Below are 26,612 nucleotides of genomic sequence, written 5' to 3'. Positions count from 1 at the left end.
CCTTGTTATGAAGCGCCCGAACACTGAGCGCTGGAATTCATCGCCTCACTCCTGCCAGACCACCGTTTCCGGTCGTGCGCTCCATTCCTGAAAGCGCTCGCCATAGACGGCCTCGATCACCGTGCGTTTGATCTTCAAGGTAGGAGTCAGGAAACCGTTTTCGACCGCCCAACTATCTTTCACCACCACTAGCCTGTGCAAGCGTGAATGTTTGTCGAGTTCAGCGTTGACCCGTTCCATTAGCGTTGCCAGGCTTTGATCCAGGGCCGCGCGTCCCGTACCGGCGGCCCGTTGCGTCTCGCACATTGACAGCACGCAAAGCCCAAGCGGCGCGACCAGACCCTCCCCGACGACGCAGACCTGTTCAATCCGCGAATGCATGGCCAACAGGTTTTCAATCGGAGCCGGGGCGACGTACTTGCCCTTACTCGTCTTGAAGATTTCCTTGAGCCGCCCCGTCAGGCGCAAATAGCCCTCGGGGTCCTGCTCACCCTTGTCTCCGGTGCGCAGGAATCCGTCATGGGTGAACGTCTCAGCGGTTTTCAGCGGGTCCTTGAAGTAGCCGAGCATGTTCGCCCCGCTACGCACCAGCACCTCCCCGTTATCCGCAATCCTCACCTCAACCTGCGGACAGGGCTGGCCAATCCAGCCGGGCTTGTGCTTTGCGGGTCGACCAATATGCGAGTAACCACAGCTCTCGGTCATGCCGTAGACCTCCAGTACGTCCAAACCCAGCCGCCGATACCAATGCAATAGCGTCTGCGGCACGGGCGCGGCGCCGGACAGGGAAACCTTCAGGGCATCCAGTCCCAACCCTTTGAGCACTTTGCGGCCTATATGCTTGCCAACCACGGGCAGGCTCAACAGCAGATCCAGGCGCGCAGCGGGAATCTTGCTGAATACGCCCATCTGAAACCTGGTCCAGATACGAGGAACGGCGAACAGTAAGGTTGGCCTTGCACGCTTCAGATCAGGGAGAAAAGTGTCGAGGCTCTGGGCAAAAAAAACCGTTTGCCCGCCATATAGCGACGCCAGCTCAACAAACATTCGTTCAGCAACATGGCATAACGGTAAGTATGAAAACAGCCGGTCCTTTTCGCTCAGGCCGAAGATGCTGCTGCCATAAGTTGCAGCGAAGGCCAGAGTGCCAAAACTGTGCATCACCCCCTTGGGCATGCCGGTTGTGCCGGGGGTATAGATGATCGTGGCCAGTTGATCAGCGTGCCCGTAGGGGTTGTCCTTGATGGGCTCCCAGCTCTGCAAATCCTGCCAGGTGAAGTCGAACTGCGCGTCAGCCGGACAAATTGGCAGGGCTATGGTTGGCAGGCCGACCTTGATTGCGCGGCTCATGGCTGGCCAATCGTCGAGCTTGCCGACAAACACCAGCGCCGCCTCGGAATGTTCAAGCACCTGGGCGACGGAATCGGCCGTCAGATTGGGATACAACGGCACCGACACATGCCCGGCCATCCAGATCGCGAGATCGGCAATGATCCAGTGAGCGCAGTTTTTGGAAATGATCGCGATGGAGCTACCCGCAGGGAGTCCTCGCCGTCGCAACCAATGCGCCGCACGCCGCGCCTGATCGCCTGCTTCGGACCAGTTCAAGGACTGCACTCGCCCGTCAGCCAGAGGCTGAACCAGGTAGCGTGTGTCAGGGTACAGAGCCTCACGGTCATAGAAGCGGCTCAAAGGCAAAGCTACGGCGATAGTCATTGCGACTCACTCCTTGTTATTTTTATTTGGAGCAAGCGTAGTCGACCAAGCAGTTGCTTGGTTGCCGATTATCTGAAAGGGGATTCAGGCACTGACTGCCTGGCTGGTGCGGTGTAAAGCTGGTGAAACGGGGCCTTCGCGCCTCCAGAGTCGCACTCTTTGTTGGAACGAGGATTGCCCGCGAATCAGACAGCAAGGTGTGTCAGTAAAACCTTGTCATTGCTCTTCGCGGGCAAGTCTCGCTCCAACGGGTTTTAGCCCCTGTAGGCGTTGTTTGCACGGGATTTGGCCAATGGACAAAAATCAAACGTGTCGCACGCTCGCCAGTTCCATCGCTCCAGCCAGGGCAAACTCACCTTTCAACTCCGCCAGACTGGCCGTACTCATCGGCTGCGGATGCTGATAACTGCCATGCTCGGCGAGTCCGATCAGCGCGCCCACCAAGGGTTGATGGCTGACCAGCAACACATCGTCAGCGGCGTAAGCGGCCAGGTGCCCCAGCACTTTGCCGGGATCACTTTCCGGAGTCAGCCAGGGCACGATGACCACAGCATCACTGAACCCCAACGCCTGACGTACCAACTCAGCGGTCTGCTGCGCCCGCACATAAGGGCTTACGAGAATGCGCGTCAGGGGTTTACCCAACAGGTGAGCTGCACTTTGCAACACCTCTTCACGACCATGGCCGGTCAGCTCGCGCTGCGAATCACTGCGCGCATGCGCCTGGGCCTCACCATGGCGCAATACCCATAGCTTCACAGCTTGGGTTCCTCATCACGTACTGGATGCGCGGCAGGAGGAACACTGTGCGGTGCCTCACCCTCAGGCACTCGAGGTGTCGGCCAGTCAGCAAACGGCCAAGGCTTCTGGTCACTGTGAAAAGTACCGAAACGGCCGATCTGCGCGAGAAACTGGCTCAGGCTGTCACCAAAGTTCATCAGGCTGCCACTTGGCGCACCGTAGATCAGGCGATAGCCCAACTGGACCAGCACCACGCCTGCCAGCAGCAACTCGGCCAGTTGCCAGATCACTACAAACACCACCATCCAGAGGATGCGCAGCAAAATCGATTCGTCTTGCTTGTTTTTCGGTTCGTTCAAGATCTTCTCCCGGTATGAGTGGCTTCAGTTGAAACCGGTGATGGAGATAAAGTCCACATCCGTTTTTGGCTCGGCACGCATCAACTGCTCAATGACTTGATTCAGCGTACGTCCCTCGAAAAGAATTGCATGCAGGCCCGCGACCAGTGGCATGTACACCTGCAGCTCATGCGCCTTGACCTTAAGCACCTTGAGGGTATTGACGCCCTCGGCGACTTCACCGAGCCGGTTGACCGCCTCTTCAAGACTCAAGCCCTGCCCCAGCGCAAATCCGACCTGATAGTTGCGACTTTTTGGCGAAGAGCAGGTCACGATCAAATCACCGACCCCGGCCAGCCCCAGGAAAGTCATGGGATTAGCGCCCTGGCTAACGGCGAACCGGGTCATTTCTGCCAATGCCCGAGTGATCAGCATGCTCTTGGTGTTTTCGCCCATGTCCAGCGCCACTGCCATTCCGGCGATGATTGCATAGACGTTTTTCAGCGCCCCGCCCAACTCCACGCCAAAGCGATCGGCACTGGCGTAAACCCGGAACGTCCTGCCGTGCAGCACTTCCTGAACCTGCTGGCACAAGTCTTCGTCTTCGCTGGCCACCACTGTTGCCGTCAATGCATGCTCTGCGATTTCACGCGCCAGATTAGGACCAGACAACACACCGATACGGGCGTTGGGGGCGATATCTTCAATGATCTGGCTCATCAACTTGAAGGTCTGCGCCTCAATGCCTTTGGTCAGACTGACCAGCATCTTGCCCGTCAGGCGTTCCACATGAGGCGCCAACACACTGCGCAATGCACTCGAAGGCAGAGCAACGAAAACCAGCTCGCACTCATCCAGCGTCGCCGCCAGGTCTGTGACCGGTTCAACCAGAGGCAGAATCTTGATGCCCTTGAGGTATCGAGGGTTCTCGCGATTGACACGAATGGCCTCAGCCTGTTCCGGGTCGCGCATCCATTGACGGACCTGACGGCCGTTTTCCGCCAGCAAGTTGGCCACTGCCGTACCGAAGCTGCCGCCACCTAGAACCGCGACAGGTTGCTGTGTGGTCATAAAGACATCCATCTAGAGCCATCTCATCTGGCGATGGAGGCATTATACGGAGCATGGCGATGGCGGCCAGTGACAACCTTCGTCTTGCTGCGATCATGGGTGTTGGGGGCAGCATCTTTTATGCAGCTCAATAACGAAAATGTACCCAAAAACCACTACACCAAAAACCACCCGAACTACACCCTGCGTGGCAACAAGCCGTGTCTCGGTTAACATGCCGGGCATGATAGTGCGGTAACTGGACGAACAGGTATGGACACGGCTGTAGCTTTCTTGGGCAGATTTCTGCGCTGCACCGCAATAGCGGCACTGATGTGGGTGAACTGCAGCGCTGCTTCAGCGGCCGAGATTTTGCTGACTGCTGCCAGAACCAGCCCAAGCATCCAGAGCTTTGTAAACGAGCTAAGCCTGCGCCGCCCAAGCGATCAGATCCGTTTTGTCGAAACCGATAAAATGCCTTCGCCCGGCAAAATCAGCGAGCACACGCGGCTCGTGCTTCTGGACACCGCAAGCCTGGACTGGCGCCTGGGCGATAGCGAGGGCCCGCGGGCGCTGGTACTGCGTGTCAGTCGGATTCAGGCCCACGAACGACTGGGTGAAAAGCGCCCACCGGCTTTGAGCCTGTTGTGGAGCGATCCACCGGTCACGCGCCAATTGCTATTGATTCGGCATCTGATGCCGCAAGCCAGAGAGATCGGCGTTCTGTTCAATAACAAAAGCCAGTTCCTGCTCAAGGAGTTGCGCCATGCGGCACTCTCCATGGGGTTACGGGTTATTTCCCAGCCCTGGACACCTAACGCCGAAAGCCAGTCGCTGCAGAGTCTGCTAAGTCGCAGCGATGTGTTGCTGGGGCTCGACGACCCGGATTTGTATAACGCCAGCACCGCGAAAAAGCTTTTGCTCAGCAGCTACGCCCATCAACAGGCGTTGCTTGGGCCTAACGCAGCATTTGTCAAAGCCGGAAGCCTGGCCAGCACCTATAGTGATGAAGTCGACTGGCTGGATACGCTGGACGCCCTGCTGAACAAGACGCCTGAGCAATGGCCGCGCGCGCAATATCCGCGGCATTTCAAAGTACTGAGCAACCCGCGGGTTGCCCAATCGTTAGGCATCATTGCGATTGACGATGCTGCAGTGACAACCAGCCTGAGTCAGGCGGAGCAGCAGCCATGAAAGTGAGTCGTCATTGGGATATCAACACCCGTACACAAATGATCAGCCTGGGTCCGGCGCTACTGCTGACGCTGCTGTTGATCTGCTTTTTTACCTTTGTACGTATTCAGGATCTGCGACAGGAACTGAATCACACCGGCCAACTGATCGCTAATCAATTGGCTCCAGCATCGGAATACGGCGTGATCGTCGGCAACGATGAAGTCCTCAAGAGCTTGATGCGCGCGACCCTGTCGACACCTCACGTGCGTTTTATCGAGGTTCAGGACAAGCTCAACAAAGTGTTGGTGTATGTCGAGCAATCCGACGATGCCAGCGCCCACCCCAAACAGGTGGAGATCTTCCAGGCGCCGATTCGCTCTCAACAAATCAAGCTGGGCAAGGACTTCCTCGGCAACCATGAGGATACCGTCAGCGCCGCTCAGGACTATCTGGGTCGGGTGTTGGTCGGCATGTCCAATGAAGCTTTCAGCGAACGTCAGCAAGAGATTCTGCTCAAAGCCGGGATTCTTGCGCTGTTCGCATTACTGTTCACGTTTATCCTCGCCAGGCGCCTGGCGTCGAGCCTGTCCCAGCCCATCAGCGCCATGGGCGACGCTGTAAAAGCGATCCAGCAAGGGGATTACCGGACACCACTTCCCGTGCCTGACGATGCGGAGCTGGGTGATCTGGCAAGGCACATCAATAATCTCGCCGCCAACCTGGAGAAAGCCAGTCGCGAGCAACAACACTTCATCGAGCAATTGATTCAGGCCAGAGAAGAAGCTGAGCGCGCCAACGGCGCAAAATCAGAGTTCCTGGCGATGATGAGCCATGAACTGCGCACTCCAATGAACGGTGTGCTGGGTATGCTGCAGTTGATGGAGACCACGCAGATGAGCGAGGAGCAGGCCGAGTATTCGGCACTCGCGACCGAGTCTACCGAGCATTTACTGCGAGTGATTAACGACATTCTCGACTTCTCCCGGTTCGAGCGGCACTCGCTGGAGATGGAAAATATCCCGTTCAATCTTGCAGAACTGGTGAGCACCTCCAGCCAGGCGTTCAGCCATGACGCGCAGCAGCGCAACCTGTCGCTGCAATTGCATATTCAACCCGGGCTGGATCATCTAAGGGTTCAGGGCGACCCGACCCGGGTCAGACAGATTCTGGTCAACCTGATAGGTAACGCGCTTAAATTCACCGAACAAGGCAGCGTTGACATAGAGGCTCAGTACGAACCACTGGAGCCGGGACGGATTCTTTTTGTGTGCCATGTGCGCGACAGCGGGATCGGTATTCGCCCAGAGCAACTGGAGTCCATGTTCGATGCTTTCCAGCAGGCCGACAGTTCAATCTCAAGACGCTACGGTGGCACAGGATTGGGGCTGCCCATCGCCCGCACGCTGGCGGAGCGCATGAACGGCACCCTGCGCGCGCAAAGCGCCGAGGGCTACGGCTCGCTGTTTACTCTGGAAGTCCCGATGAGCGTCTTGCCCGAAGTAGCCGACACTCCAGAGCAGGCCAACCCGCAGATCGATACCGATGGCGGGCAGCGTAATGTGTTGCTGGTGGAAGATAACGAGGTCAATTGCGCGGTGATTCGCGCCATGCTGCATAACCTCGGCTACCAGGTCGCCGTCGCGAGGGATGGCGCACAAGCGGTGAGCATGGCGGGCAGTGGACAATACGCGGCGATTTTCATGGATTGCCGACTGCCGGTCATGGACGGCTACGAAGCCACACGCCACATTCGCCAATTACCGGGCCTGAGTGAGATGCCGATTATCGCCCTGACCGCCAATGCATTGCAGGGCGATCGCGATGCCTGTTTACAGGCGGGAATGAGTGACTACCTGGCAAAACCCTTCAAACGTACTGATTTACAGCAGGTTTTACAGAAATGGATACCCGTTCGGGCATCTGCGACTGGCGATAATTGTTAAATTGCGGCAGTCTTGTCCGCTAAATCGACCTTGATGGTCGGCTGGATGGCAAATTTCAGTGCACAAGTGTACTTTCATTTCCCTTGTGCTGTGACTTTCACTACAACGCAATAGTCTATGAGTAGGCTGCCGGCAGACCCCTGGCGAGTCAGCCGGCCAGGACTGGCTTCTGGGGACACATCTCCCCACCCTGCCGCACAAGATTATTGAGGAGCTCGCATGACCAAACAAAACGCCTTTACCCGGGAAGACCTGCTGCGCTGCAGTCGCGGTGAGCTGTTCGGCCCAGGTAACGCGCAACTGCCCGCCCCTAACATGCTGATGGTTGATCGGATCACCCATATCAGCGAAGAGGGTGGCAAGTACGGCAAAGGTGAATTGGTCGCTGAGCTGGATATCAATCCGGACCTGTGGTTCTTCGCCTGCCACTTTGAAGGTGACCCGGTGATGCCAGGCTGCCTGGGCCTTGATGCCATGTGGCAGCTGGTTGGCTTCTTCCTGGGCTGGCAGGGCCTGCCGGGCCGTGGTCGCGCACTGGGTTCGGGCGAAGTAAAGTTCTTCGGCCAGGTCTTGCCGACCGCCAAAAAAGTTACCTATAACATTCAGATCAAACGCGTCCTCAAGGGCAAGCTGAATCTGGCCATCGCTGATGGTTCGGTCACTGTCGACGGTCGCGAGATCTACACCGCCGAAGGCCTTCGGGTCGGCGTCTTCACCTCCACTGACAACTTCTAAGGGTTATCCGCATGCGCCGCGTCGTTATCACTGGTCTGGGCATCGTTTCGTGCTTGGGCAATGACAAAGAGACCGTCTCCGCCAACCTGCGTGCAAGCCGCCCTGGCATCCGTTTCAATCCGGAATATGCCGAAATGGGTCTGCGTAGTCAGGTTTCCGGCTCCATTGACCTCAACCTTGAAGAGCTGATCGATCGCAAGATCTATCGCTTCGTTGGCCACGCGGCAGCTTATGCCTATCTGGCCATGAAAGACGCCATCACTGATTCGGGCCTCACCGAGGAGCAAGTCTCCAACCCGCGTACCGGCCTTATCGCTGGCAGCGGTGGTGCATCGACCCTGAACCAGATGGAAGCGCTGGATATCCTGCGCGAAAAAGGCGTCAAGCGCGTGGGCCCATACCGCGTTACGCGGACCATGAGCAGCACGGTCTCCGCATGTCTGGCCACGCCGTTCAAGATCAAGGGCCTGAACTACTCCATCGCTTCTGCCTGCGCCACCAGTGCTCACTGCATCGGTACCGCCATGGAACAGATTCAGATGGGTAAACAGGACATCGTGTTTGCCGGTGGTGGCGAAGAAGAGCATTGGAGCCAGTCGTTCCTGTTCGACGCCATGGGCGCACTGTCCAGCAAGCGCAACGACACTCCAGAACAAGCTTCCCGCGCATACGACGCTGACCGTGATGGCTTCGTCATCGCTGGCGGCGGCGGCATGGTCGTGGTTGAAGAGCTGGAACATGCTCTGGCCCGTGGCGCCAAGATCTACGCTGAAATCGTGGGTTACGGTGCAACTTCCGACGGCTACGACATGGTCGCACCAAGTGGCGAAGGCGCAATCCGCTGCATGCAGATGGCCCTGTCCACCGTTGAAGGCCCTATCGACTACCTGAACACTCACGGCACTTCGACTCCGGTCGGCGATGTCAAAGAGATGGAAGGCGTTCGTGAAGTGTTTGCTGGCAATGCCCCAGCCATCAGCTCCACAAAGAGCCTGTCGGGTCACTCCCTGGGCGCCGCCGGCGTTCACGAAGCGATTTACTGCATGCTGATGATGGAAGGCAACTTCATCGCTGGCTCGGCCAACATCGACGAACTGGATCCAGCTGTCGCCGACATGCCGATCCTGCTCAAAACCCAGGAAGATGCAAAAATCGACCAGGTCATGAGCAACAGCTTCGGCTTCGGTGGCACCAACGCTACGCTGGTCATGAAGCGCTGGCAGGGCAAGTAATTCTGCCCTTGCTGTAGAAACAGCTTCAGCTGTGTAAAAAGGCGCCTTTCGAGGCGCCTTTTTTATGAGCACCGATTTTATAGGCTGAGTAACCGCTATGCGGGTAGGATATTTTCCTTTGCCTAAAGCCGAGGCCGCCATGTCTGTCATCGTCAGCACCGTTACCCCTGACGGGTTTCGTCACAAGATCGATATCAACCAGCAGCACGAAGTGTTCACTGATCTGCCTGTTGATCTGGGTGGTGAAAACTCCGCGCCCTCCCCTCATGATTATTTCGATGCAGCGCTGGCTTCGTGCAAGACGCTGACCGTCAAGCTGTACGCGAAGCAGCATGACATCCCCCTGACAGGCGTCACCGTCAAGGTCACTCACGATGACAGCGAAGAAAGACAGGGCAAGTACCGCCTGAACGTCGAACTTTCCCTTGAAGGAGCTCTCAGCGAACAACAGCGCACAGTGTTGCACCGCATCGCGGATCGCTGCCCCGTTCATAAGCTGATGACCACCGCCGAGATCAGCATCAACACCCAACTGGTCTGACTACCGAGTACCGCCTGATGCTTACCATCAAACCTCGCGCCGAAGACGTTGAAGGCCAGCCTATTCTGCGCCCCCTGCCCTCCGCCAAATGTCGCAATGTCGGCCCGTTTGTATTTTTCGATCACATGCTGGAAACCGACTACGCGCCAGGTAAAGGCATGGATATTCGCCAGCATCCACATATCGGCTTGTCGACGCTGACGTATCTGTTCGAAGGTCGCCTTCTGCACAAAGACAGCCTCGGAAGCAATCAGCAAGTCGCTCCCGGCGAGGTCAGCTGGATGACGTCAGGCGCAGCCATCGCACACATCGAGCGCACGCCCGCCGACCTCTTGGCCAGCGGCTCGCGCATGCACGGCTTGCAGGTGTGGCTGGCTTCGCCCAAAAGCCACGAGACAGGCGAAGGTCATTACAGCCATCACCCAGCCAGCAGCCTGCCGCATAGCGATAACCTGGGCATTCTGATTCGGATGATCGCAGGCAGCGGCTTCTGCCTGACTTCGCCAGTGCCGGTATTGTCGCCGACGATCTATGCCGAACTGCATCTGCAAACTGCGACCACGCTACTGATCCCGACAGAACACGAAGAACGAGCACTGTATGTACTCAGCGGTGATGCGTCAGTGGACGGCGAAGTGCTGGAACCCCGGACGCTGGTCGTACTGGAGCCGGGTCAGGAGGTCAATCTGTGTGCGGAAAGTGAGTGCCACGCGGTATTGATCGGCGGCGCACCACTGGATGGGCCACGACGCATGAACTGGAATTTCGTCGCCAGTGATCCGGCGCTGATCGAACAGGCCAGAACCCGCTGGGCTGCTGGAGACTGGCCAACGGTGCCTGGAGAGATTGGCAGGATTGAGTTGCCATAACAGCGAACAGAATTTGTAGGAGCTGCCGAAGGCTGCGATAGCGGTGTGTCTGAGCGAATGCATTCGCAGCCTTCGGCAGCTCCTACAAATACGTCGTTAGTCTTTGAACACTTCATCCAGCAGGTTATGCATCGACACAAAGGCGCGCTTGGCGGTCTTTTCGTCGTACTGCATCATGCCAGGCGTCTGCGCATGAGGGTCGGTGAACGAGTGTACCGCTCCGCCGTAGCTCAGCAACTGCCAGTCCACACCCGCAGCATTCATCTCAGCTTCGAATGCTGGCAACTGCTCTTTCGGCACCAATGGGTCTGAAGCACCGTGCAGCACCAATACCGCACCCTTGATGTTTTTCGCATCAGCCGGGTTCGGCGTGTCCAGCGTGCCATGGAAGGACACAGCTGCTTTCAGGTTTGCGCCAGTGCGAGCCAGCTCCAGAGAGCAGCAACCGCCGAAGCAGAAACCGAAAGTAGCAACCTTGTCGGCATCAACTGGTGCATCTGTCTGAGCCAGCAGTTGATCCAGAGCCGCCTGCATGCGCTTGCGCAGCAAGGCACGATCGTCCTTGAGCGGCATCATTGCGGCACCAGCCTGATCGTTGTTCTGCGGACGCGTGCCCTGACCGTAAAGGTCGACCAGGAACACCACATAACCCTGTTCGGCTACCGCCTGAGCAATCTTCTCCGCGCCTTCGCTGACGCCCATCCAGTTAGGAGCCATTAACAGGCCAGGACGAGACGACGCATCACCCGAGTCGAATACCAGGCGGCTTTCGTAAGGCTGACCGTCGATCTGGTACACCACTGAACGCACAGTAACGTTACTGCTCATCGTTGACTCCTCAAGTAATGAAAGACAAATGGGTAGAGCACAATCAGAAAACCCGCCGAAGCGGGTTTTCTTTGACTCGGAATATTAAACCGACAACTCGACCAATAACTTGTTCAGACGGCGCACGTAAGCCGCCGGATCTTTCAAGCTGTCACCGGCCGCCAGCGCAGCCTGATCAAACAGGATGTGCGACAGATCACCAAAACGCTCTTCGCTCTGCTCGGCGTCCAGCTTGCCGATCAGTGGATGCGCCGGGTTGAATTCGAAGATCGGCTTGGAGTCCGGAACCTTCTGGCCGCTGGCCTCAAGGATCTGACGCATCTGCAGGCCAAGATCAGCCTCACCAATGGCCAGGATTGCCGGAGAGTCAGTCAAGCGATGGGAAACCCGTACTTCGCTGACGGATTCACCCAGAGCTGCTTTCAGACGCTCGACCAGACCTTCTTTGTCCTTGGCGATTTCTTCCTGGGCTTTCTTGTCCTCTTCGGAATCAAGCTTGCCCAGATCCAGATCACCGCGTGCCACATCAACAAAACCTTTGCCGTCAAAATCGCTGAGGTAGCTCATCAGCCACTCGTCGATACGGTCGGTCAACAGCAATACTTCGATGCCTTTCTTGCGGAAGACTTCAAGGTGCGGGCTGTTCTTGACCTGTGCGTAGGTTTCACCGGTGAGGTAGTAAATCTTGTCCTGACCTTCCTTGGCGCGAGCCAGGTATTCGGCCAGAGAAACGATTTGCTCGCCGCCCTCTTCGTGAGTCGAGGCGAAACGCAGCAGACCGGCGATTTTCTCTTTGTTGGCGAAGTCTTCTGCCGGGCCTTCTTTCATGACCTGACCGAAGTTTTTCCAGAAGCCTTTGTATTGCTCAGGCTCGTTTTTCGCCAGTTTTTCCAGCATGTCCAGCACACGCTTGGTCAGCGCCGACTTCATCGAATCGATGATCGGATCTTTCTGCAGAATTTCACGCGAAACGTTCAGGGACAGGTCATTGGAATCGACCACGCCTTTGACGAAGCGCATGTACAGCGGCAGGAACGACTCAGCCTGATCCATGACAAACACGCGCTGAACGTACAGCTTCAGGCCGCGCGGTGCTTCACGTTGATACAGATCGAACGGCGCACGAGCAGGCACGTAAAGCAGCGAGGTGTACTCCAGCTTGCCTTCGACCTTGTTATGACTCCAGCTCAGCGGGTTCTCGAAGTCGTGGGCGACGTGCTTGTAGAACTCTTGATACTCCTCGTCCTTCACCTCGGTGCGAGGACGAGTCCACAGCGCGCTGGCACGGTTGACCGTTTCCCACTCAAGCGCCGGAGCCTCTTCGCCTTCGGCGGCAGCGGATTCCTTCGGCAGCTCAATCGGCAACGCGATGTGGTCGGAATATTTCTTGATGATGTTGCGCAGACGGTAACCGTCCGCGAACTCGTCTTCACCGCTCTTGAGGTGCAGAACGATGCGGGTACCGCGTTCGGCTTTCTCGACGTTGGCAACTTCAAACTCGCCTTCGCCTTTGGAAGACCAGTGCACGCCCTCGCTGGCAGGTGTGCCGGCGCGACGGCTGAATACTTCAACCTGATCGGCAACGATAAAGGCCGAATAGAAGCCCACACCGAACTGGCCGATCAAGTGCGAATCTTTTTTCTGATCGCCGGACAGGTTTTTCATGAAATCAGCGGTGCCGGACTTGGCGATGGTACCCAGATGGGTGATCACATCGTCACGGTTCATACCGATACCGTTGTCTTCCAGCGTGACGGTTTTCGCTTCCTTGTCGAAGCTCACGCGGATTTTCAGCTCAGAGCCGCCTTCAAGCAGGTCCGGTTTGGACAGTGCTTCGAAGCGCAGTTTATCGACGGCGTCAGAGGCGTTAGAGATCAACTCGCGAAGGAAGATTTCCTTGTTGGAATACAGCGAGTGGATCATGAGGTGCAGCAATTGCTTCACCTCGGTCTGGAAGCCCAGGGTTTCCTTTTGAGTTTCCACACTCATGATCATCAAACTCCAATCAGATGGCATAAGCCGCCAGCTACAAGCCGGAACCTGTATCTGGCGGCGGGTTGTCATCAAGGTGGGGGCTGGGTCCCGGATTTCAAGGGCTTAACTTATTCGATCTGCAAGTCTTCGATTTTGAAATGCGCACGTGCGGTTGCGATGGGTTCTGCTGCCGTGGTCTGCCAGGCGGTAATGCCCACATTCGTTACACGTCGCCCCTGCCGCCAGACCTGACACTGAACGTAGGTGGCGCGGTAGAGACCGGCGCGTAGATAGTCCACCGAGAAATCGATGATTTTCGGCAACTGCGCAGTGCCCATGCCGATCATGAGATGCAGGCACGCAGATAACTCCATGAAACCGGCGATCACTCCGCCGTGCAACGCGGGAAGCAGTGGATTGCCCACATTGCCCTGAATCGCGGGCAGGCAGAAAATCAAATCATCACCCTGGCGAGAGCATCTGACACCAATGAGTCGTGCGTAGGGAATGCTGTCGAGCAGCAGCGAGAAATCACCGCAGACCTGAGCCAGGCGTGCTTGCTCCTGAAGATCAATCGTCATTGACCACCTCCGGCAAACGCACGGGTCCCGATGACCCCCTTGCCCAACCGCATGAACGTACCCACCACATGAGCAATCGGTTGCTGCGGATCATCCTGCCATGCAAAGCCTCGAATGAAGAGCACCTCTGGCGTGACCCTGTAACACTGCGCAAAGCCGAATACATCCTGATGAGGCGTCGCGGCGCTCATGTAGTCGATGCGCAGGTCCAGTGTCGGGCAGACTTCGAATTCCGCCAACACGCAAAGAATCGAGATACCGCATGCACTGTCCATCAAAGAAGTCAGCGCCCCGCCATGTATAACGCCAGTCTGCGGATCACCAATGATTTTCTCGGAATAAGGCAGCACCAGTGTCATGCCGTTTGCGTCGGCACTGACTACCTGCAATCCAAGCACCTGACAATGGGGCAAGGCAGAGAGAAAACGTTTGGCACGCTCAAACACAAGGGTTTCATTCATAGGGCTCACAACTATTTTTATAGTTCGATCGAAAGTTGCTGCCATTCAGCATAGCGGCTCGGTTATGCGCCCGAAATACAAATTCAGTCCGCCGGTAAAAGAGTTGGAACTTAATTTAACGCCCAAGGCTCTTAGGCTCGTAGATATTCAATAAGGAGAAACACCCCATGCGCAATACTTTAGCTTATGCCTTGATGCTCTCTGCCACCTTGGGCCTTGCCGCGTGCGACAAGAAATCCGAGAACACTCAACAAGATGCGAACAAAGCAGCTCAAGAATCCCAGGAGTCGATGCAAAAGGCTCAGGACAAAGTGAACGACGCTGCCAAAGAAAGCCAGGAAGCCGCTCAGAAGAATGCCGAAGCGGACGCACAGCGCGCCCAGGAAGCTGGCAAGACCACTCAAGATCCAGCGACCACCAAGTAAGCCGAAAAGTTTCCCCGACTTTTCAGATAATAAAGCCCGCTATAAGCGGGCTTTATTAGTTGCGAGTTTAATAACCTCACCTGTCGATATTATCCAGTGCGCTTATCGCAGGCCATTAAACCTCAGGCCAGCGCCTCGCTGCGCTTGCCGATAACACGATCACAGACAAACGCTACGCACAGAACAATGATTGCGGGTATCAACCACGCCAGCCCTTGTTCACTCAGCGGCAAATCGCTCAAGACGTGCGGCAAGTAATCCGCGAAACCGGCACCTTTGATTGCATCGATCAGACCGAATATAAACGCCACCAGCATCACAGGCGCGACGATACGCCCCTGGGAATACCAGAAACCTTTGCAGAAGCTCAGCGCGACCAGCACGATGCAGGGCGGATAGATCGCCGTCAGCACGGGGATGGAGAAAAGGATCAGCTTGGTCAGGCCCAGGTTAGAGACCAGCAGCGAAAATGCCGCAAGTATGATCACCAGGGTTTTATAAGAGAGCGGCAGCACCTTGGCAAAGTACTCGGCGCACGCACACGTCAGCCCTACCGCAGTCACCAGACAAGCCAGCGAGATCAGCACCGCGAGGAAGCCGCTCCCCAGGGAACCGAAGGTATGTTGCACGTAGGCATGCAACACCGCCGCGCCATTGCTCGCCCCTGCCGCGACGGCATGGCTCCCGGAGCCAAGACGGAACAGGCTGATATACACCAGCGCCAACCCCACCCCGGCAATCAATCCGGCAATGATCGCGTAGCGAGTGATCAGACGCGGCGACTCCACACCACGGGAGCGAATGGCATTAACAATAACGATGCCGAACACCAAGGCACCCAACGTATCCATGGTCAGGTAACCATTGATGAAGCCCTGGGAAAATGGCGCAGCGACATAAGCTGGCTCAGCGACACCGATGTCTCCTGCGGGCAATGCAAAAGCTGCAATCCCCAATACCGCCAGCGCGATGATTTTCAGCGGCGCCAGAAATCGTCCAACTGTGTCCAGCAAACGGCCTGGGTAGAACGACACCCAGAGTACGATCAGGAAGTACACCAGACTGTAAAGAAACAACGCTGTCGCGCTGTCCCCTGTCAAAGGCGCAAGACCGACTTCGAATGAGACGGTTGCCGTGCGCGGCGTAGCGAACAGCGGGCCTACGGCCAGATAACAGACAGCTGCGAGGATACTGCCAGCGACCTTGCCAATGGGACTGCTCAGCGCATCCATCGCGCCGCCGACTTTGGCCAGCGCGATGACGGTGACCACTGGCAAGCCTACCGCAGTGACCAGAAAGCCAAGCGCGGCCATCCACACGTTCGGCCCGGCCTGCAGCCCTACGATAGGCGGGAAGATGATGTTGCCAGCCCCGACGAACAGGGCAAACGTCATGAAACCCAGTGCCAGGATGTCCTGACCTTTCAACACTTTCATTGAGAAAACCACACTTCAGAATCGGAATTGGAGGGCGATTTCCCGCTGAGTGGGGGAAATTCATGCCGGTCCTTTTAGGACGAGCCGCTGCGCAGCGGCTCCTTGTGAGACCCGCGATGCACAAAATGGCGGCTAGCCTAACCAATTTGCGTGTTTATTGCACTAATAGAGGGCGAAGCGGCCGATGAACGCACGGTTGGGGGTCGAAGTGTCGACACCAATTTCTGTGGCGGGATTTTTGTGTACATATTCATTGGTGGGTATTGGCTGATATTGGTTGCGCCCTTACGGCGCCTCACTTTTGAAAGGAGCCCAAAAGTAAGCAAAAGGCTCTTGCCGGTATGACTCACCCACATGGGTTACAAATCAGTTCACGCACATAGGTAACAGTTTTTAACTGGCAGGGTCGATTTCGCGAGGATCTGACCATGCCCTGGAAAGAGCTGAAACCTATGGACCTTAAAGTGATGTTTATCGCCGACTACCTGTCCCAGAAGCACAGCCTTAGCCAACTGTGCCGGGACTATGAGGTCAGCCGAAAGACTGGGTATAAGTGGATCAGGCGTTACGAGGCAGAGGGTCCGAGCGGGCTTGATGAACATAGCCGCTGCCGCCACAACCAAACCTACGTGGTGCCCTTGGTGGTGAAGCAGGCAATCGTTGAGTTTCGCTTAATTGGCGAGACGATCCCCGGCCCGAAGAAGATTCAGAACAGCCTCATGCAGCGTTTCCCAGACCAGGATCCGCCCTCTAAAACGACCATTTACAACATTCTCAAAGCAGCTGATTTGATTACCCCCAAGCCATTGCGCCGACGGGTGGCTGTGTATCCCAAGCCTTTACGTAAGGCAGAAAATCCCAACCAGTTATTCAGTGCTGACTACAAGGGCCAATACCTGACCGGAGCAGGGATTTGGTGTTATCCGCTGACGATCATGGATCATGCCAGCCGGTTTTTGCTGGCTTGCCAGAGCATGAGCAGCACCAATCTCAAGGAAACACAGCAAACCTTCGAAAGGGTTTTTCGCGAATACGGCCTGCCAGAGCGTATTCGTACTGACAATGGGATTCCGTTTGCCAGCACCAGTCGTGCAGGGCTGTCACAGCTGTCGATCTGGTGGATGAGACTTGGGATCATTCCTGAGCGAATCGAGCCCGGTCGCCCAGACCAGAATGGGCGGCATGAGCGTATGCACCGGACGCTGAAAAGTACGTTACCTCATCCATCGGCAATTGCCTGGGAGGCCCAGCAGCGCCACTTTGATCGCTTCCTGCAGCACTACAATTACGAGCGTGGACACGAGGCGCTTGGTCAGAAAACGCCTGCTGCTTGCTATACGCCTTCAACTCGAATGTACCCAGAAACGCTACCGGAAATGACCTATGCGAGTCATATTGAGAGTTACCTGGCCGACAGTAGCGGAATCATCAATCGAGGAGGCATGCGGGTTTATGTGGGCAATTTACTTTGTCATCAGACCATCGGAATGGAGATGATCGGTGATGGGGTATGGAATGTAATCTTCGGTCCGGTGATCTTGGGCCATGTGAATGCGAGAGATGCAAAAAACGGTTATGTCTCAATCAAAGTGTCACCTATGTGAATGCACTTTTTTGTAACCCATGTGGTTGATCCGTACATGCCCCACCACTGGGTCCCTCGCCTAGGCTCGGTATGCCCGTAATCCGACATTGCGGCGCGGGGCCGCCGCCACCGGCCATCCATGGCCTGAGGCGGCTAAACCGGCATCCCTGCCGGGTTGCCCCACGCCGCAATATCGAATTCCGGCCGGCGTGGTTTAACGGGGCGCTCAAGATCAAAATCAAAAGCAGATCAAGAGCACGGGGGGTGAGAATAGCGGGATCGTCTCGGACCGGTAGGAGCGAACTTGTTCGCGAGACGTCAGCACATCCAACACAGGTTTCGTCTGACACACCGCATCGCAGGCTTCGGCAGCTCCTACAGAAAATCGGTAAGTTCACAAATCAGGTCGGCTGTCAGGCCGCCGCGCTTTTGATTTTGATCTGAGGCGCCCCGTTAAACCACGCTGGCCGAACGCAGATTCTGAACCGTGGGCAACCCGGCAAGGATGCCGGGTTAGCCGCACCGGGCCATGGATGGCCCATTGCGGCGGCCCACGGTTCAGGATCTGCGGGCGGGTACACCGAGCGACAGCGAGGTGCCGAGTGGTGGGGCAAGAGCGTTTTGGTTACTTTTGTCTGGGCCGGCTTCCGGATCCATCAAAAGTGACGCGCTGTAAAAGCGCAACCAATATCAGCCATAACGCAGCAACGGATATGTACGCAACCGCCCGGAATGATGTTCGCCCCCTCCACAACGCACAAAGGCCACCCGAAGGTGGCCTTTGTGTAGTCGGTCAATCAAATAAGCATTCGCTTATTTTTTGACTTCCCAACCTGTCAGCTCAGCCAAAGCCTTGCCGATGTCTGCCAGCGAACGCACGGTTTTAACGCCTGCGTCTTGCAGCGCAGCGAATTTCTCGTCTGCAGTACCTTTGCCGCCAGAGATGATTGCGCCAGCATGGCCCATGCGCTTGCCCGGAGGAGCAGTCACACCAGCGATGTAGGAAACAACCGGCTTGGTCACGTTTGCCTTGATGTAGGCAGCCGCTTCTTCTTCAGCCGAACCGCCGATCTCACCGATCATCACGATCGCTTCGGTCTTCGGGTCTTCCTGGAACAGCTTCAGGATGTCGATGAAGTTGGAGCCAGGGATCGGGTCACCACCGATACCAACGCAAGTCGACTGACCGAAACCGGCGTCAGTAGTCTGCTTGACAGCTTCGTAAGTCAGGGTGCCGGAACGCGACACGATGCCTACTTTACCTGGCAAGTGAATGTGACCTGGCATGATGCCGATCTTGCACTCGCCCGGAGTGATAACGCCTGGGCAGTTAGGACCGATCAGGACCACACCCAGCTCGTCGCACTTGACCTTGGCTTCCAGCATATCGATGGTCGGGATGCCTTCGGTGATGCAGACGATCAGCTTGATGCCGCCGAACGCTGCTTCAAGGATGGAGTCCTTGCAGAACGGTGCCGGAACGTAGATGACCGAAGCAGTTGCGCCGGTTTTATCTACAGCTTCTTGCACAGTGTTGAACACTGGCAGGTTCAGGTGAGTGGTGCCACCTTTGCCCGGAGTCACGCCGCCGACCATTTTGGTGCCGTAGGCAATGGCTTGTTCGGAGTGGAAAGTACCCTGCGAACCGGTGAAGCCCTGGCAGATTACTTTGGTGTCTTTATTGATCAGGACGCTCATTACTTGCCCTCCGCAGCTTTGACAACTTGTTGAGCAGCGTCGGTCAGGCTGGTAGCAGCGATGATGTTCAAACCGCTTTCTGCCAGTACTTTAGCGCCCAGTTCAGCGTTGTTACCTTCAAGGCGAACAACAACCGGGATTTTCACGCCGACTTCTTTCACTGCACCGATGATGCCTTCAGCAATCATGTCGCAACGAACGATGCCGCCGAAGATGTTGACCAGTACTGCTGCGACGTTGGTGTCGGACAGAATGATCTTGAACGCTTCGGTAACGCGTTCCTTGGTTGCACCACCACCTACGTCGAGGAAGTTGGCTGGCTTGCCGCCATGCAGGTTGACGATGTCCATGGTACCCATGGCCAGGCCAGCACCGTTGACCATGCAGCCGATGTTACCTTCCAGCGCCACGTAGTTCAGTTCGAACTTGGCAGCGTGAGCTTCGCGCGGATCGTCTTGCGACGGATCGTGGAAAGCCTTCAGCTTAGGCTGACGGTACATGGCGTTGGCATCGATGTTGATCTTGGCGTCGAGGCAATGCAGATCGCCGTCAGCCTTGATTACCAGCGGGTTCACTTCCAGCAAAGCCAGATCGTGGTCCTGGAACAGCTTGGCCAGACCGGTGAAGATCTTGGCGAACTGGGAAACCTGCTTGCCTTCCAGACCCAGCTGGAATGCCAGATCGCGACCCTGGAATGGCTGAGCGCCAACCAGTGGATCGATCGTGGCCTTGAGGATTTTCTCAGGAGTGTCGTGAGCGATCTTTTCGATGTCCACGCCACCTTCGGTGGAAGCCATGAACACGATACGACGGCTCGAGCGGTCCACTACAGCGCCGAGATACAGCTCTTTAGCGATGTCGGTGCAGGACTCAACCAGGATCTTGGTCACTGGCTGACCATTAGCGTCAGTCTGGTAAGTTACCAGACGCTTGCCCAACCATTGCTGGGCGAACGCTGCAGCGTCTTCTTTGCTGCGAACCAGCTTTACGCCGCCCGCTTTACCGCGACCACCAGCGTGAACCTGGGCTTTGACAACCCATTCAGTCCCGCCAATCTTGTCGCAAGCTTCTGCTGCTGCTTCCGGGGTGTCTACTGCGTAGCCTTTGGATACTGGCAGGCCGTACTCAGCGAACAGCTGCTTACCCTGATACTCGTGAAGATTCATGCTTATTACCGTCTTCGTTAGGTACTGCGCATTCGGTGCTGCACGTCTGGCGTGCCGCACCACCTGTGACCGCTACTCCGGGCAATCCCGTCAGGAAGAGTCCGGAGGTCGAGTCCGGCGGACATTCCGCGGTGAGTCTTGCTCGCAAGGCTCACGACGGGCAGTCCGTCGTGGTTTCTCTTGTTGTCTTAACGCTTTTTGCGGTTCTGGATGTGAATGGCACCGCCATTCACGGCCAGAGCAGCTTCATGCAATGCTTCGGACAGCGTCGGATGGGAGAAGACCATCATGCCGATATCTTCGGCACTGCTGCCGAATTCCATCGCGATCGCGCCTTGCTGTACCAGCTCGGCAGCGCTTGGACCAATAACGTGAACACCCAGAACACGGTCAGTCTTGGCGTCGGCAATGATCTTGACGAAGCCGCCCGTGTCGTTTGCTGCCATGGCACGGCCACTGGCTGCGAACGGGAAAGTGCCGACGTTAACTTCAACGCCTTCAGTCTTCAAGGTCTGTTCGGTTTTACCCACCCATGCGATTTCTGGGTGGGTGTAGATAACCGAAGGGATCAGATTGTAGTTCATCTGAGCCTTGTGACCCTTGATGCGCTCAACAACCATGATGCCTTCTTCAGAAGCCTTGTGGGCCAGCATCAGACCACGAACCACGTCGCCGATCGCGTAAACGCCCGGAACGCTGGTGGTGCAGTAGTCATCGACGTAGATGAAACCACGCTCATCCAGGTCCACGCCGCTGTCAGCTGCCAGCAGATCAGTTGTCACCGGACGACGACCAACGGCTACGATCAGGCGGTCGAAAGTGATCGACTGCTCGCCTGCTGCGTCGGTGTAGCTGACCACAACTTCTTCGCCTTCAACTTTCGAACCGGTAACGCGAGCGCCCAGTTTGATGTCCAGGCCTTGCTTGGTGAAAGTTTTCAGCGCTTCTTTGGAAACAGCTTCGTCAGCAGCAGGGATAAATTTATCCAGGGCTTCCAGAACAGTAACCTGTGCACCCAGACGAGCCCATACCGAACCCAGCTCCAGGCCGATAACGCCAGCGCCGATCACACCCAGACGCTTCGGAACCTGTTGGAATTCCAGGGCACCAGTCGAGTCAACGATGACTTTCTGATCAACCGGAGCCGGTGGAATGTCGATCGGACGCGAACCGGAAGCCAGAATCACGTGATCAGCTTCGATGACTTCAACGGTGCCATCAGCAGCGGTCAGCTCGACTTTCTTGCCGGCCAGCAGCTTGCCGTGGCCTTGCAGAGTGGTCACGCCATTGGCTTTGAACAGGCTGGCAACGCCGCCGGTCAGGCCTTTGACGATGTTAGCCTTGCGACCGACCATGGCCGGTACGTCCATGCTGACTTCAGAAGTCGAAATACCATGGATCGAGAAACCATTTTTGGCTTCGTAGAACTTCCAGGAGCTGTCCAGCAGCGCCTTGGACGGAATGCAACCCACGTTCAGGCAAGTACCGCCGAGGGCCAGCTTGCCCTCCTTGTCCTGATACTTCTCGATGCAGGCAGTCTTGAGACCAAGTTGCGCAGCCTTGATGGCGGCAACATAACCGCCAGGGCCTGCGCCAATCACTACCACGTCGAATTTCTGGGACATAACAAAGAGTTCCTCTTTAGCTGCGAGCTTTAAGCTACAAGCTGCAAGCTGGCCTGTGATGTATTACAGACGAGCGTTGCAACTTGTTCATTAGATGTCATTTGCAAAACCCGAGCTCCACCCCACGCTGCTTTTCTCTCGCAGCTTGCGGCTTGCAGCCCGGGGCTGCCTCATCAGATATCCAGCAGCAGACGAGCTGGATCTTCCAGCAGGTTCTTGATGGTCACCAGGAACGTCACAGCTTCTTTACCATCGATCAAACGGTGATCGTAAGACAGAGCCAGGTACATCATCGGACGAATCACAACCTGACCATTGACCGCCATCGGGCGCTGGATAATGTTGTGCATACCCAGGATGGCCGCTTGCGGCGGGTTAACGATCGGAGTCGACATCATCGAACCGAAAGTACCACCGTTGGTGATGGTGAAGGTACCGCCAGTCATTTCGTCGATGGACAGCTTACCGTCACGGGCTTTCTTGCCGAAGGTAGCGATGCCACCTTCGATTTCAGCCAGGCTCATCTGCTCTGCATTACGCAGAACCGGAACCACCAGACCACGATCGCTGGATACCGCAACACCGACGTCAGCGTAGCCGTGGTAAACGATATCGGAACCATCGATCGAGGCGTTGACAGCCGGGAAGCGTTTCAGCGCCTCGGTGGTTGCCTTGACGAAGAACGACATGAAGCCCAGGCGTACGCCATTGTTGGACTTCTCGAACAGGTCCTTGTACTTCGAACGCAGCGCCATGACTTCAGTCATGTCGACTTCGTTGAACGTGGTCAGCATCGCCATGTTCGATTGAGCTTCAACCAGACGCTTGGCAACGGTGGCACGTACACGAGTCATCGGTACACGCTTCTCGGTACGGTCGCCAGTAGCAACCACAGGCGCAGCGGCGGTAGCTGGCTGGGCAGCAGGAGCAGCGGCAGGTGCAGATTTCTTGGCTTCAACAGCAGCAACCACGTCTTCCTTGGTGACGCGGCCATCTTTACCAGTGCCTTTGACGCTGGCCAGGTTGATGCCGTTTTCTTCAGCCAGTTTGCGAGCAGCAGGAGCAGCAACCGAATCTTCGTCGCCAGCGGCAGCTGGAGCAGCGGCCGGAGCAGCTGCTTGAGCCGGGGCAGCAGCAGGTGCGGCAGCGGTGGCCGGAGCAGCAGATGCGGTAGCGCCACCGTCCAGAGTTGCGATCAGTTCGTTGGAGAGGACGATTTCGCCCTCGCCTTTCACGATCGATGCCAGTACGCCGTCAGCTTCGGCCAGTACTTCGAGGACAACCTTGTCAGTCTCGATGTCAACCAGCAGCTCGTCACGTTTTACCGCTTCGCCCGGCTGTTTGTGCCACTTGGAAATGGTGCCGTCGGCAACTGATTCCGGGAAAGAGGGGGCTTTGATCTCGATAGCCATTATCTGTAATTCCTTAATTCGGTTTCTAATGCGCGAAGGCGTTAAACAGTGAAGGCATCTTGCAGCAGTTTTTCCTGCTGCTCGGCGTGCATCGAAGCGTAACCACATGCAGGCGCTGCAGAGGCGTCACGACCGGCATACTCGAGAACGAGATTGCGGTTGTGATTACCAACGCTGCGACGCAGGTGGTGCTGGCTGCTGTACCAGGCACCCTGGTTCATCGGTTCTTCCTGACACCACACAACCTTCTGCAGGTTGGTGTAAGGCGCAATCGCCTCCATCAGGTCGTCTTCCGGGAACGGGTACAGCTGCTCGATACGCACGATGGCGATATCTTCGCGGCCTTCGGCACGGCGTTTTTCCAGCAGGTCGTAGTAAACCTTGCCGCCGCACAGCACCAGACGCGTCACTTTGGCGGCATCGAGCGTATCGATTTCCGGGATGACAGTCTGGAACGAACCTTCGGCGAGATCTTCCAGGGTCGAAACGGCCAGCTTGTGACGCAGCAACGACTTCGGTGTCAGCACAATCAGCGGCTTGCGCAGCGGACGGATAACCTGACGGCGCAGCAAGTGGTAGATCTGCGCTGGCGTAGTCGGTACGCACACCTGAATGTTGTGCTCGGCACAACCCTGCAAGTAACGCTCAAGACGTGCCGACGAGTGTTCTGGCCCCTGCCCTTCATAACCATGAGGCAGCAACATGGTCAGACCGCACAGACGGCCCCACTTGTGCTCACCGCTGGTGATGAACTGGTCGATAACCACTTGCGCACCGTTGGCGAAGTCGCCGAACTGGGCTTCCCAGATAACCAGGGCATCTGGCTGGGTGGTTGAGTAGCCGTATTCGAAGGCTAGTACGGCTTCTTCCGATAGGAAGGAGTCATACAGATCGAAACGTGGCTGACCGGCATACAGATTCTGCAACGGAATGTAGGTACCGGCGTCTTTCTGGTTGTGCAGCACCGCATGACGGTGCGAGAACGTACCGCGGCCGATGTCCTGACCCGTCATGCGAATCGGGTGACCTTCGAATGCCAGGGTTGCGTACGCCATGGTTTCGGCGTAACCCCAGTTGATCGGCAGGCCGCCGGCTTGCATCTTCTGACGGTCTTCGTAGATTTTCTGAACCTGACGCTGAACCACGAAACCTTCTGGCAGTTCCATCAGCTTGGCCGACAGTTCCTGCAGGGTCTTGAGGTCAAAGCGGGTGTCGTGACGTGCAGTCCAGGCGTGGCCCAGATACGGACGCCAGTCCACGAAAAGCTCTTTGTTTGGCTCTTTGACCAGACTTTTCACAACATGCAGACCGTTGTCCAGCGCGTTGCGGTAGTCGTCGATCTTGGCCTGTACGCGAGCATCATCCAGAACGCCGGCCTTGATCAGGCTTTCGGCATACAGCTCACGCGTGGTGCGCTGTTTGGTGATTTGCTGGTACATCAAAGGCTGAGTACCGCTTGGTTCATCCGCTTCGTTGTGGCCGCGACGACGGTAGCAGACCAGATCGATTACCACGTCACGCTTGAACTGCATGCGGTAGTCGATAGCCAGCTGGGTTACGAATACAACGGCTTCAGGGTCATCGCCATTCACATGGAGAATCGGCGCCTGAATCATCTTGGCAACGTCGGTGGCGTACTCGGTGGAACGCGAGTCCAGCGGGTTGCTGATGGTGAAACCAACCTGGTTGTTGATGACGATATGGATCGTGCCGCCCGTCTTGAAGCCGCGAGTCTGCGACATCTGGAAGGTTTCCATGACCACGCCCTGCCCTGCAAAAGCAGCATCACCGTGGAGGGAAATTGGCAGAACCTTGTCACCGTTCGGATCGTTACGACGATCCTGACGAGCACGAACAGAACCTTCGACCACCGGAGAAACGATCTCCAGGTGAGACGGGTTGAACGCCATGGCGAGGTGAACTTCGCCGCCCGGGGTCATTACGTTCGAAGAAAAGCCCTGGTGATATTTAACGTCACCGGAACCCAGCTCGACTTTTTTCTTGCCTTCGAACTCGTCGAAAAGCTCGCGGGGGTTCTTGCCGAAGGTGTTGACCAGCACGTTAAGGCGACCACGGTGGGCCATGCCGATAACGATTTCCTTGGTGCCGTACGAACCGGAACGCTGGATCAATTCGTCCAGCATCGGAATCAGGCTTTCGCCACCTTCCAGACCGAAGCGCTTGGTGCCTGGGTATTTGGTGCCCAGGTACTTTTCAAGACCCTCTGCCGCGGTAACGCGCTCGAGCAAATGGCTCTGAATTTCGGCAGAGAACGCAGGACGGCCACGGACGCTTTCAAGACGCTGCATGAACCAGTTGCGCTGCTCGGAATCCACGATGTGGGTGAACTCAGCGCCGATGGTGCGGCAATATGTCTTATGTAGGGCGTCCTGGATTTCGCGTAGGCTCGCTTCCTCTTTGCCGATGAACAAGTCTCCGGCACGGAAAGTGGTATCCAGGTCAGCGTTGGTCAATCCGTAGTGATTGATCGACAGGTCAGCTGGCGCCGTACGTTGCCACAGCCCCAGCGGGTCGAGCTGGGCCGCCTGATGGCCGCGCATACGGTAAGCCTGGATGAGCCGCAACACTTCGACCTGCTTCTTTTCATGCTCGCTGCTCACGCTCCCGGCGGATACCGGTTGGGCGCGGCGCTGGTTTTTGGCCAGCAACACGAAATGATCGCGAATCGTCGAGTGCGATACATCGGTGGCAGAGTTGCCGTCAGCGGGCAACTTCTGAAAGTAGGTGCGCCATTCCTCTGGCACAGCGTTAGGGTCGTGCAGGTAGAGCTCATAGAGCTCTTCCACATAGGCAGCGTTACCACCGGAAAGGTGGGCACTGTTCCACATGCGCTGCATCACGCTTTCTTGCATGCTTGGTCACCCTCGGTAAGGGGACACCACCGGCGAAGACACCACAGCAAACCTGAGATAGTCATGTGCAGCGACTGTATCAAGTCACTTAGGATCACGCAGATAGTCCGGGTACCAGCCCGGATGCCCCTGCTGGTCTTATTTCTTCAAAATAAGAGCCGCAACATTACTTGTTGCTGCTCAGGTTAAAACTACGGCGCCGGTTGA

At 56.5% G+C, this 26,612-nt stretch carries 22 protein-coding genes; 8 read left to right on the top strand and 14 right to left on the bottom strand.

All coding sequences use genetic code 11. The annotated features are described in order from the left end of the window. Window positions 1-45: 45 nt before the first annotated feature. From ABRP31_RS10560 to ABRP31_RS10545, 4 genes are all read right to left on the bottom strand, one after another. Window positions 46-1,716, bottom strand: a complete 1,671-nt coding sequence (locus tag ABRP31_RS10560; RefSeq protein ID WP_349972257.1) for an AMP-binding protein — start codon at window positions 1,714-1,716, stop codon at window positions 46-48. A gap of 303 nt (window positions 1,717-2,019) precedes the next feature. Continuing rightward, a complete protein-coding gene (gene sixA, locus ABRP31_RS10555) occupies window positions 2,020-2,475 on the bottom strand; it encodes a phosphohistidine phosphatase SixA (RefSeq protein WP_349972256.1) in 456 nt (151 codons plus the stop codon). Next, window positions 2,472-2,816: a DUF4389 domain-containing protein gene (locus ABRP31_RS10550; protein WP_372489364.1), complete on the bottom strand. Its 345-nt coding sequence runs from the start codon at window positions 2,814-2,816 to the stop codon at window positions 2,472-2,474. Before ABRP31_RS10550 ends, sixA begins: the two co-directional genes overlap by 4 nt. A 24-nt stretch (window positions 2,817-2,840) precedes the next feature. Then, the gene (locus tag ABRP31_RS10545) at window positions 2,841-3,866 is read right to left on the bottom strand and encodes an NAD(P)H-dependent glycerol-3-phosphate dehydrogenase (protein ID WP_349972255.1); all 1,026 of its coding nucleotides are present in this window, start codon (window positions 3,864-3,866) and stop codon (window positions 2,841-2,843) included. Window positions 3,867-4,118: 252 nt separating this feature from the next. On the opposite strand from ABRP31_RS10545, the gene ABRP31_RS10540 reads away from it, so the two are divergent. The 6 genes from ABRP31_RS10540 to ABRP31_RS10515 all read left to right on the top strand — a co-directional run bounded on the left by ABRP31_RS10540 (window position 4,119) and on the right by ABRP31_RS10515 (window position 10,341). Continuing rightward, entirely contained in the window at window positions 4,119-5,039 is a 921-nt protein-coding gene (locus ABRP31_RS10540; protein ID WP_087267924.1) for an ABC transporter substrate-binding protein, read from the top strand. Beyond that, a complete protein-coding gene (locus tag ABRP31_RS10535; protein ID WP_349972254.1) occupies window positions 5,036-6,964 on the top strand; it encodes a response regulator in 1,929 nt (642 codons plus the stop codon). Before ABRP31_RS10540 ends, ABRP31_RS10535 begins: the two co-directional genes overlap by 4 nt. 219 nt (window positions 6,965-7,183) lie before the next feature. Next, entirely contained in the window at window positions 7,184-7,699 is a 516-nt protein-coding gene (fabA, locus tag ABRP31_RS10530; RefSeq protein ID WP_027898655.1) for a 3-hydroxyacyl-[acyl-carrier-protein] dehydratase FabA, read from the top strand. A gap of 11 nt (window positions 7,700-7,710) precedes the next feature. Next, window positions 7,711-8,931 carry a beta-ketoacyl-ACP synthase I gene (fabB, locus tag ABRP31_RS10525; protein WP_087267917.1) on the top strand — a complete coding sequence of 407 codons (1,221 nt, stop codon included), beginning with the start codon at window positions 7,711-7,713 and terminating at the stop codon, window positions 8,929-8,931. 139 nt (window positions 8,932-9,070) lie between these two features. Then, entirely contained in the window at window positions 9,071-9,472 is a 402-nt protein-coding gene (locus ABRP31_RS10520) for an OsmC family protein (protein ID WP_349972253.1), read from the top strand. A 17-nt stretch (window positions 9,473-9,489) separates the two neighbouring features. Further along, on the top strand, window positions 9,490-10,341 hold the full coding sequence (locus tag ABRP31_RS10515) for a pirin family protein (RefSeq protein ID WP_349972252.1): 852 nt from the start codon (window positions 9,490-9,492) through the stop codon (window positions 10,339-10,341). Window positions 10,342-10,437: 96 nt separating this feature from the next. On the opposite strand, the gene ABRP31_RS10510 is transcribed toward ABRP31_RS10515, so the two are convergent. The 4 genes from ABRP31_RS10510 to ABRP31_RS10495 all read right to left on the bottom strand — a co-directional run bounded on the left by ABRP31_RS10510 (window position 10,438) and on the right by ABRP31_RS10495 (window position 14,185). Beyond that, window positions 10,438-11,169 (bottom strand): dienelactone hydrolase family protein, encoded by a 732-nt coding sequence (locus ABRP31_RS10510; RefSeq protein WP_349972251.1) that lies wholly within the window; start codon window positions 11,167-11,169, stop codon window positions 10,438-10,440. An 84-nt stretch (window positions 11,170-11,253) separates the two neighbouring features. After that, window positions 11,254-13,158, bottom strand: a complete 1,905-nt coding sequence (htpG, locus tag ABRP31_RS10505; RefSeq protein WP_087268315.1) for a molecular chaperone HtpG — start codon at window positions 13,156-13,158, stop codon at window positions 11,254-11,256. 113 nt (window positions 13,159-13,271) lie between these two features. Then, the gene (locus ABRP31_RS10500) at window positions 13,272-13,724 is read right to left on the bottom strand and encodes a PaaI family thioesterase (protein WP_349972250.1); all 453 of its coding nucleotides are present in this window, start codon (window positions 13,722-13,724) and stop codon (window positions 13,272-13,274) included. Next, window positions 13,721-14,185 carry a PaaI family thioesterase gene (locus ABRP31_RS10495; protein WP_087267901.1) on the bottom strand — a complete coding sequence of 155 codons (465 nt, stop codon included), beginning with the start codon at window positions 14,183-14,185 and terminating at the stop codon, window positions 13,721-13,723. Before ABRP31_RS10495 ends, ABRP31_RS10500 begins: the two co-directional genes overlap by 4 nt. Window positions 14,186-14,352: 167 nt before the next feature. On the opposite strand from ABRP31_RS10495, the gene ABRP31_RS10490 reads away from it, so the two are divergent. Continuing rightward, window positions 14,353-14,610, top strand: coding sequence for a hypothetical protein (locus tag ABRP31_RS10490; RefSeq protein WP_087267897.1), 258 nt, complete (start codon window positions 14,353-14,355; stop codon window positions 14,608-14,610). Window positions 14,611-14,732: 122 nt separating this feature from the next. Here ABRP31_RS10490 and brnQ read toward each other — a convergent pair whose 3' ends face one another. Further along, a complete protein-coding gene (gene brnQ / locus ABRP31_RS10485) occupies window positions 14,733-16,046 on the bottom strand; it encodes a branched-chain amino acid transport system II carrier protein (protein WP_349972249.1) in 1,314 nt (437 codons plus the stop codon). A gap of 428 nt (window positions 16,047-16,474) precedes the next feature. Here brnQ and ABRP31_RS10480 point away from each other — a divergent pair, with 428 nt between their 5' ends. Continuing rightward, window positions 16,475-17,650 carry an IS481 family transposase gene (locus ABRP31_RS10480; RefSeq protein ID WP_349973837.1) on the top strand — a complete coding sequence of 392 codons (1,176 nt, stop codon included), beginning with the start codon at window positions 16,475-16,477 and terminating at the stop codon, window positions 17,648-17,650. A gap of 794 nt (window positions 17,651-18,444) precedes the next feature. Here ABRP31_RS10480 and sucD read toward each other — a convergent pair. The 5 genes from sucD to ABRP31_RS10455 all read right to left on the bottom strand — a co-directional run bounded on the left by sucD (window position 18,445) and on the right by ABRP31_RS10455 (window position 26,405). After that, complete coding sequence (gene sucD / locus ABRP31_RS10475) at window positions 18,445-19,329, bottom strand: succinate--CoA ligase subunit alpha (RefSeq protein WP_087274183.1); 885 nt, start codon at window positions 19,327-19,329, stop codon at window positions 18,445-18,447. Next, the gene (sucC, locus tag ABRP31_RS10470; protein ID WP_032629164.1) at window positions 19,329-20,495 is read right to left on the bottom strand and encodes an ADP-forming succinate--CoA ligase subunit beta; all 1,167 of its coding nucleotides are present in this window, start codon (window positions 20,493-20,495) and stop codon (window positions 19,329-19,331) included. Before sucC ends, sucD begins: the two co-directional genes overlap by 1 nt. Before the next feature lie 188 nt (window positions 20,496-20,683). Then, window positions 20,684-22,120, bottom strand: coding sequence for a dihydrolipoyl dehydrogenase (gene lpdA / locus ABRP31_RS10465; RefSeq protein ID WP_087274181.1), 1,437 nt, complete (start codon window positions 22,118-22,120; stop codon window positions 20,684-20,686). A gap of 173 nt (window positions 22,121-22,293) precedes the next feature. Next, on the bottom strand, window positions 22,294-23,532 hold the full coding sequence (gene odhB / locus ABRP31_RS10460; RefSeq protein ID WP_349970854.1) for a 2-oxoglutarate dehydrogenase complex dihydrolipoyllysine-residue succinyltransferase: 1,239 nt from the start codon (window positions 23,530-23,532) through the stop codon (window positions 22,294-22,296). A gap of 41 nt (window positions 23,533-23,573) precedes the next feature. After that, on the bottom strand, window positions 23,574-26,405 hold the full coding sequence (locus ABRP31_RS10455; RefSeq protein ID WP_087274177.1) for a 2-oxoglutarate dehydrogenase E1 component: 2,832 nt from the start codon (window positions 26,403-26,405) through the stop codon (window positions 23,574-23,576). Between the last annotated feature and the right edge of the window lie 207 nt (window positions 26,406-26,612).

The sequence above is a fragment of the Pseudomonas caspiana genome, from assembly GCF_040224095.2.
Taxonomy (GTDB): Bacteria; Pseudomonadota; Gammaproteobacteria; order Pseudomonadales; family Pseudomonadaceae; genus Aquipseudomonas; species Aquipseudomonas caspiana.
The sequence above is the reverse complement of the archived record's forward strand: the minus strand, read 5'-3'. Positions and strand labels throughout refer to the sequence as shown.

What these genes read in the sequence shown, in the direction of transcription:
- ABRP31_RS10520 (WP_349972253.1), top strand. Translation starts at nt 9,071, where the DNA reads ATGTCTGTCATCGTCAGCACCGTTACCCCTGACGGGTTTCGTCACAAG.
- ABRP31_RS10490 (WP_087267897.1), top strand. Translation starts at nt 14,353, where the DNA reads ATGCGCAATACTTTAGCTTATGCCTTGATGCTCTCTGCCACCTTGGGC.
- sucD (WP_087274183.1), bottom strand. Translation starts at nt 19,329, where the DNA reads ATGAGCGTCCTGATCAATAAAGACACCAAAGTAATCTGCCAGGGCTTC.
- lpdA (WP_087274181.1), bottom strand. Translation starts at nt 22,120, where the DNA reads ATGTCCCAGAAATTCGACGTGGTAGTGATTGGCGCAGGCCCTGGCGGT.
- fabB (WP_087267917.1), top strand. Translation starts at nt 7,711, where the DNA reads ATGCGCCGCGTCGTTATCACTGGTCTGGGCATCGTTTCGTGCTTGGGC.
- ABRP31_RS10515 (WP_349972252.1), top strand. Translation starts at nt 9,490, where the DNA reads ATGCTTACCATCAAACCTCGCGCCGAAGACGTTGAAGGCCAGCCTATT.
- ABRP31_RS10535 (WP_349972254.1), top strand. Translation starts at nt 5,036, where the DNA reads ATGAAAGTGAGTCGTCATTGGGATATCAACACCCGTACACAAATGATC.
- brnQ (WP_349972249.1), bottom strand. Translation starts at nt 16,046, where the DNA reads ATGAAAGTGTTGAAAGGTCAGGACATCCTGGCACTGGGTTTCATGACG.
- fabA (WP_027898655.1), top strand. Translation starts at nt 7,184, where the DNA reads ATGACCAAACAAAACGCCTTTACCCGGGAAGACCTGCTGCGCTGCAGT.
- odhB (WP_349970854.1), bottom strand. Translation starts at nt 23,532, where the DNA reads ATGGCTATCGAGATCAAAGCCCCCTCTTTCCCGGAATCAGTTGCCGAC.
- ABRP31_RS10540 (WP_087267924.1), top strand. Translation starts at nt 4,119, where the DNA reads ATGGACACGGCTGTAGCTTTCTTGGGCAGATTTCTGCGCTGCACCGCA.
- sucC (WP_032629164.1), bottom strand. Translation starts at nt 20,495, where the DNA reads ATGAATCTTCACGAGTATCAGGGTAAGCAGCTGTTCGCTGAGTACGGC.
- ABRP31_RS10455 (WP_087274177.1), bottom strand. Translation starts at nt 26,405, where the DNA reads ATGCAAGAAAGCGTGATGCAGCGCATGTGGAACAGTGCCCACCTTTCC.
- htpG (WP_087268315.1), bottom strand. Translation starts at nt 13,158, where the DNA reads ATGAGTGTGGAAACTCAAAAGGAAACCCTGGGCTTCCAGACCGAGGTG.
- ABRP31_RS10495 (WP_087267901.1), bottom strand. Translation starts at nt 14,185, where the DNA reads ATGAATGAAACCCTTGTGTTTGAGCGTGCCAAACGTTTTCTCTCTGCC.
- ABRP31_RS10500 (WP_349972250.1), bottom strand. Translation starts at nt 13,724, where the DNA reads ATGACGATTGATCTTCAGGAGCAAGCACGCCTGGCTCAGGTCTGCGGT.
- ABRP31_RS10560 (WP_349972257.1), bottom strand. Translation starts at nt 1,716, where the DNA reads ATGACTATCGCCGTAGCTTTGCCTTTGAGCCGCTTCTATGACCGTGAG.
- ABRP31_RS10480 (WP_349973837.1), top strand. Translation starts at nt 16,475, where the DNA reads ATGCCCTGGAAAGAGCTGAAACCTATGGACCTTAAAGTGATGTTTATC.
- ABRP31_RS10545 (WP_349972255.1), bottom strand. Translation starts at nt 3,866, where the DNA reads ATGACCACACAGCAACCTGTCGCGGTTCTAGGTGGCGGCAGCTTCGGT.
- ABRP31_RS10510 (WP_349972251.1), bottom strand. Translation starts at nt 11,169, where the DNA reads ATGAGCAGTAACGTTACTGTGCGTTCAGTGGTGTACCAGATCGACGGT.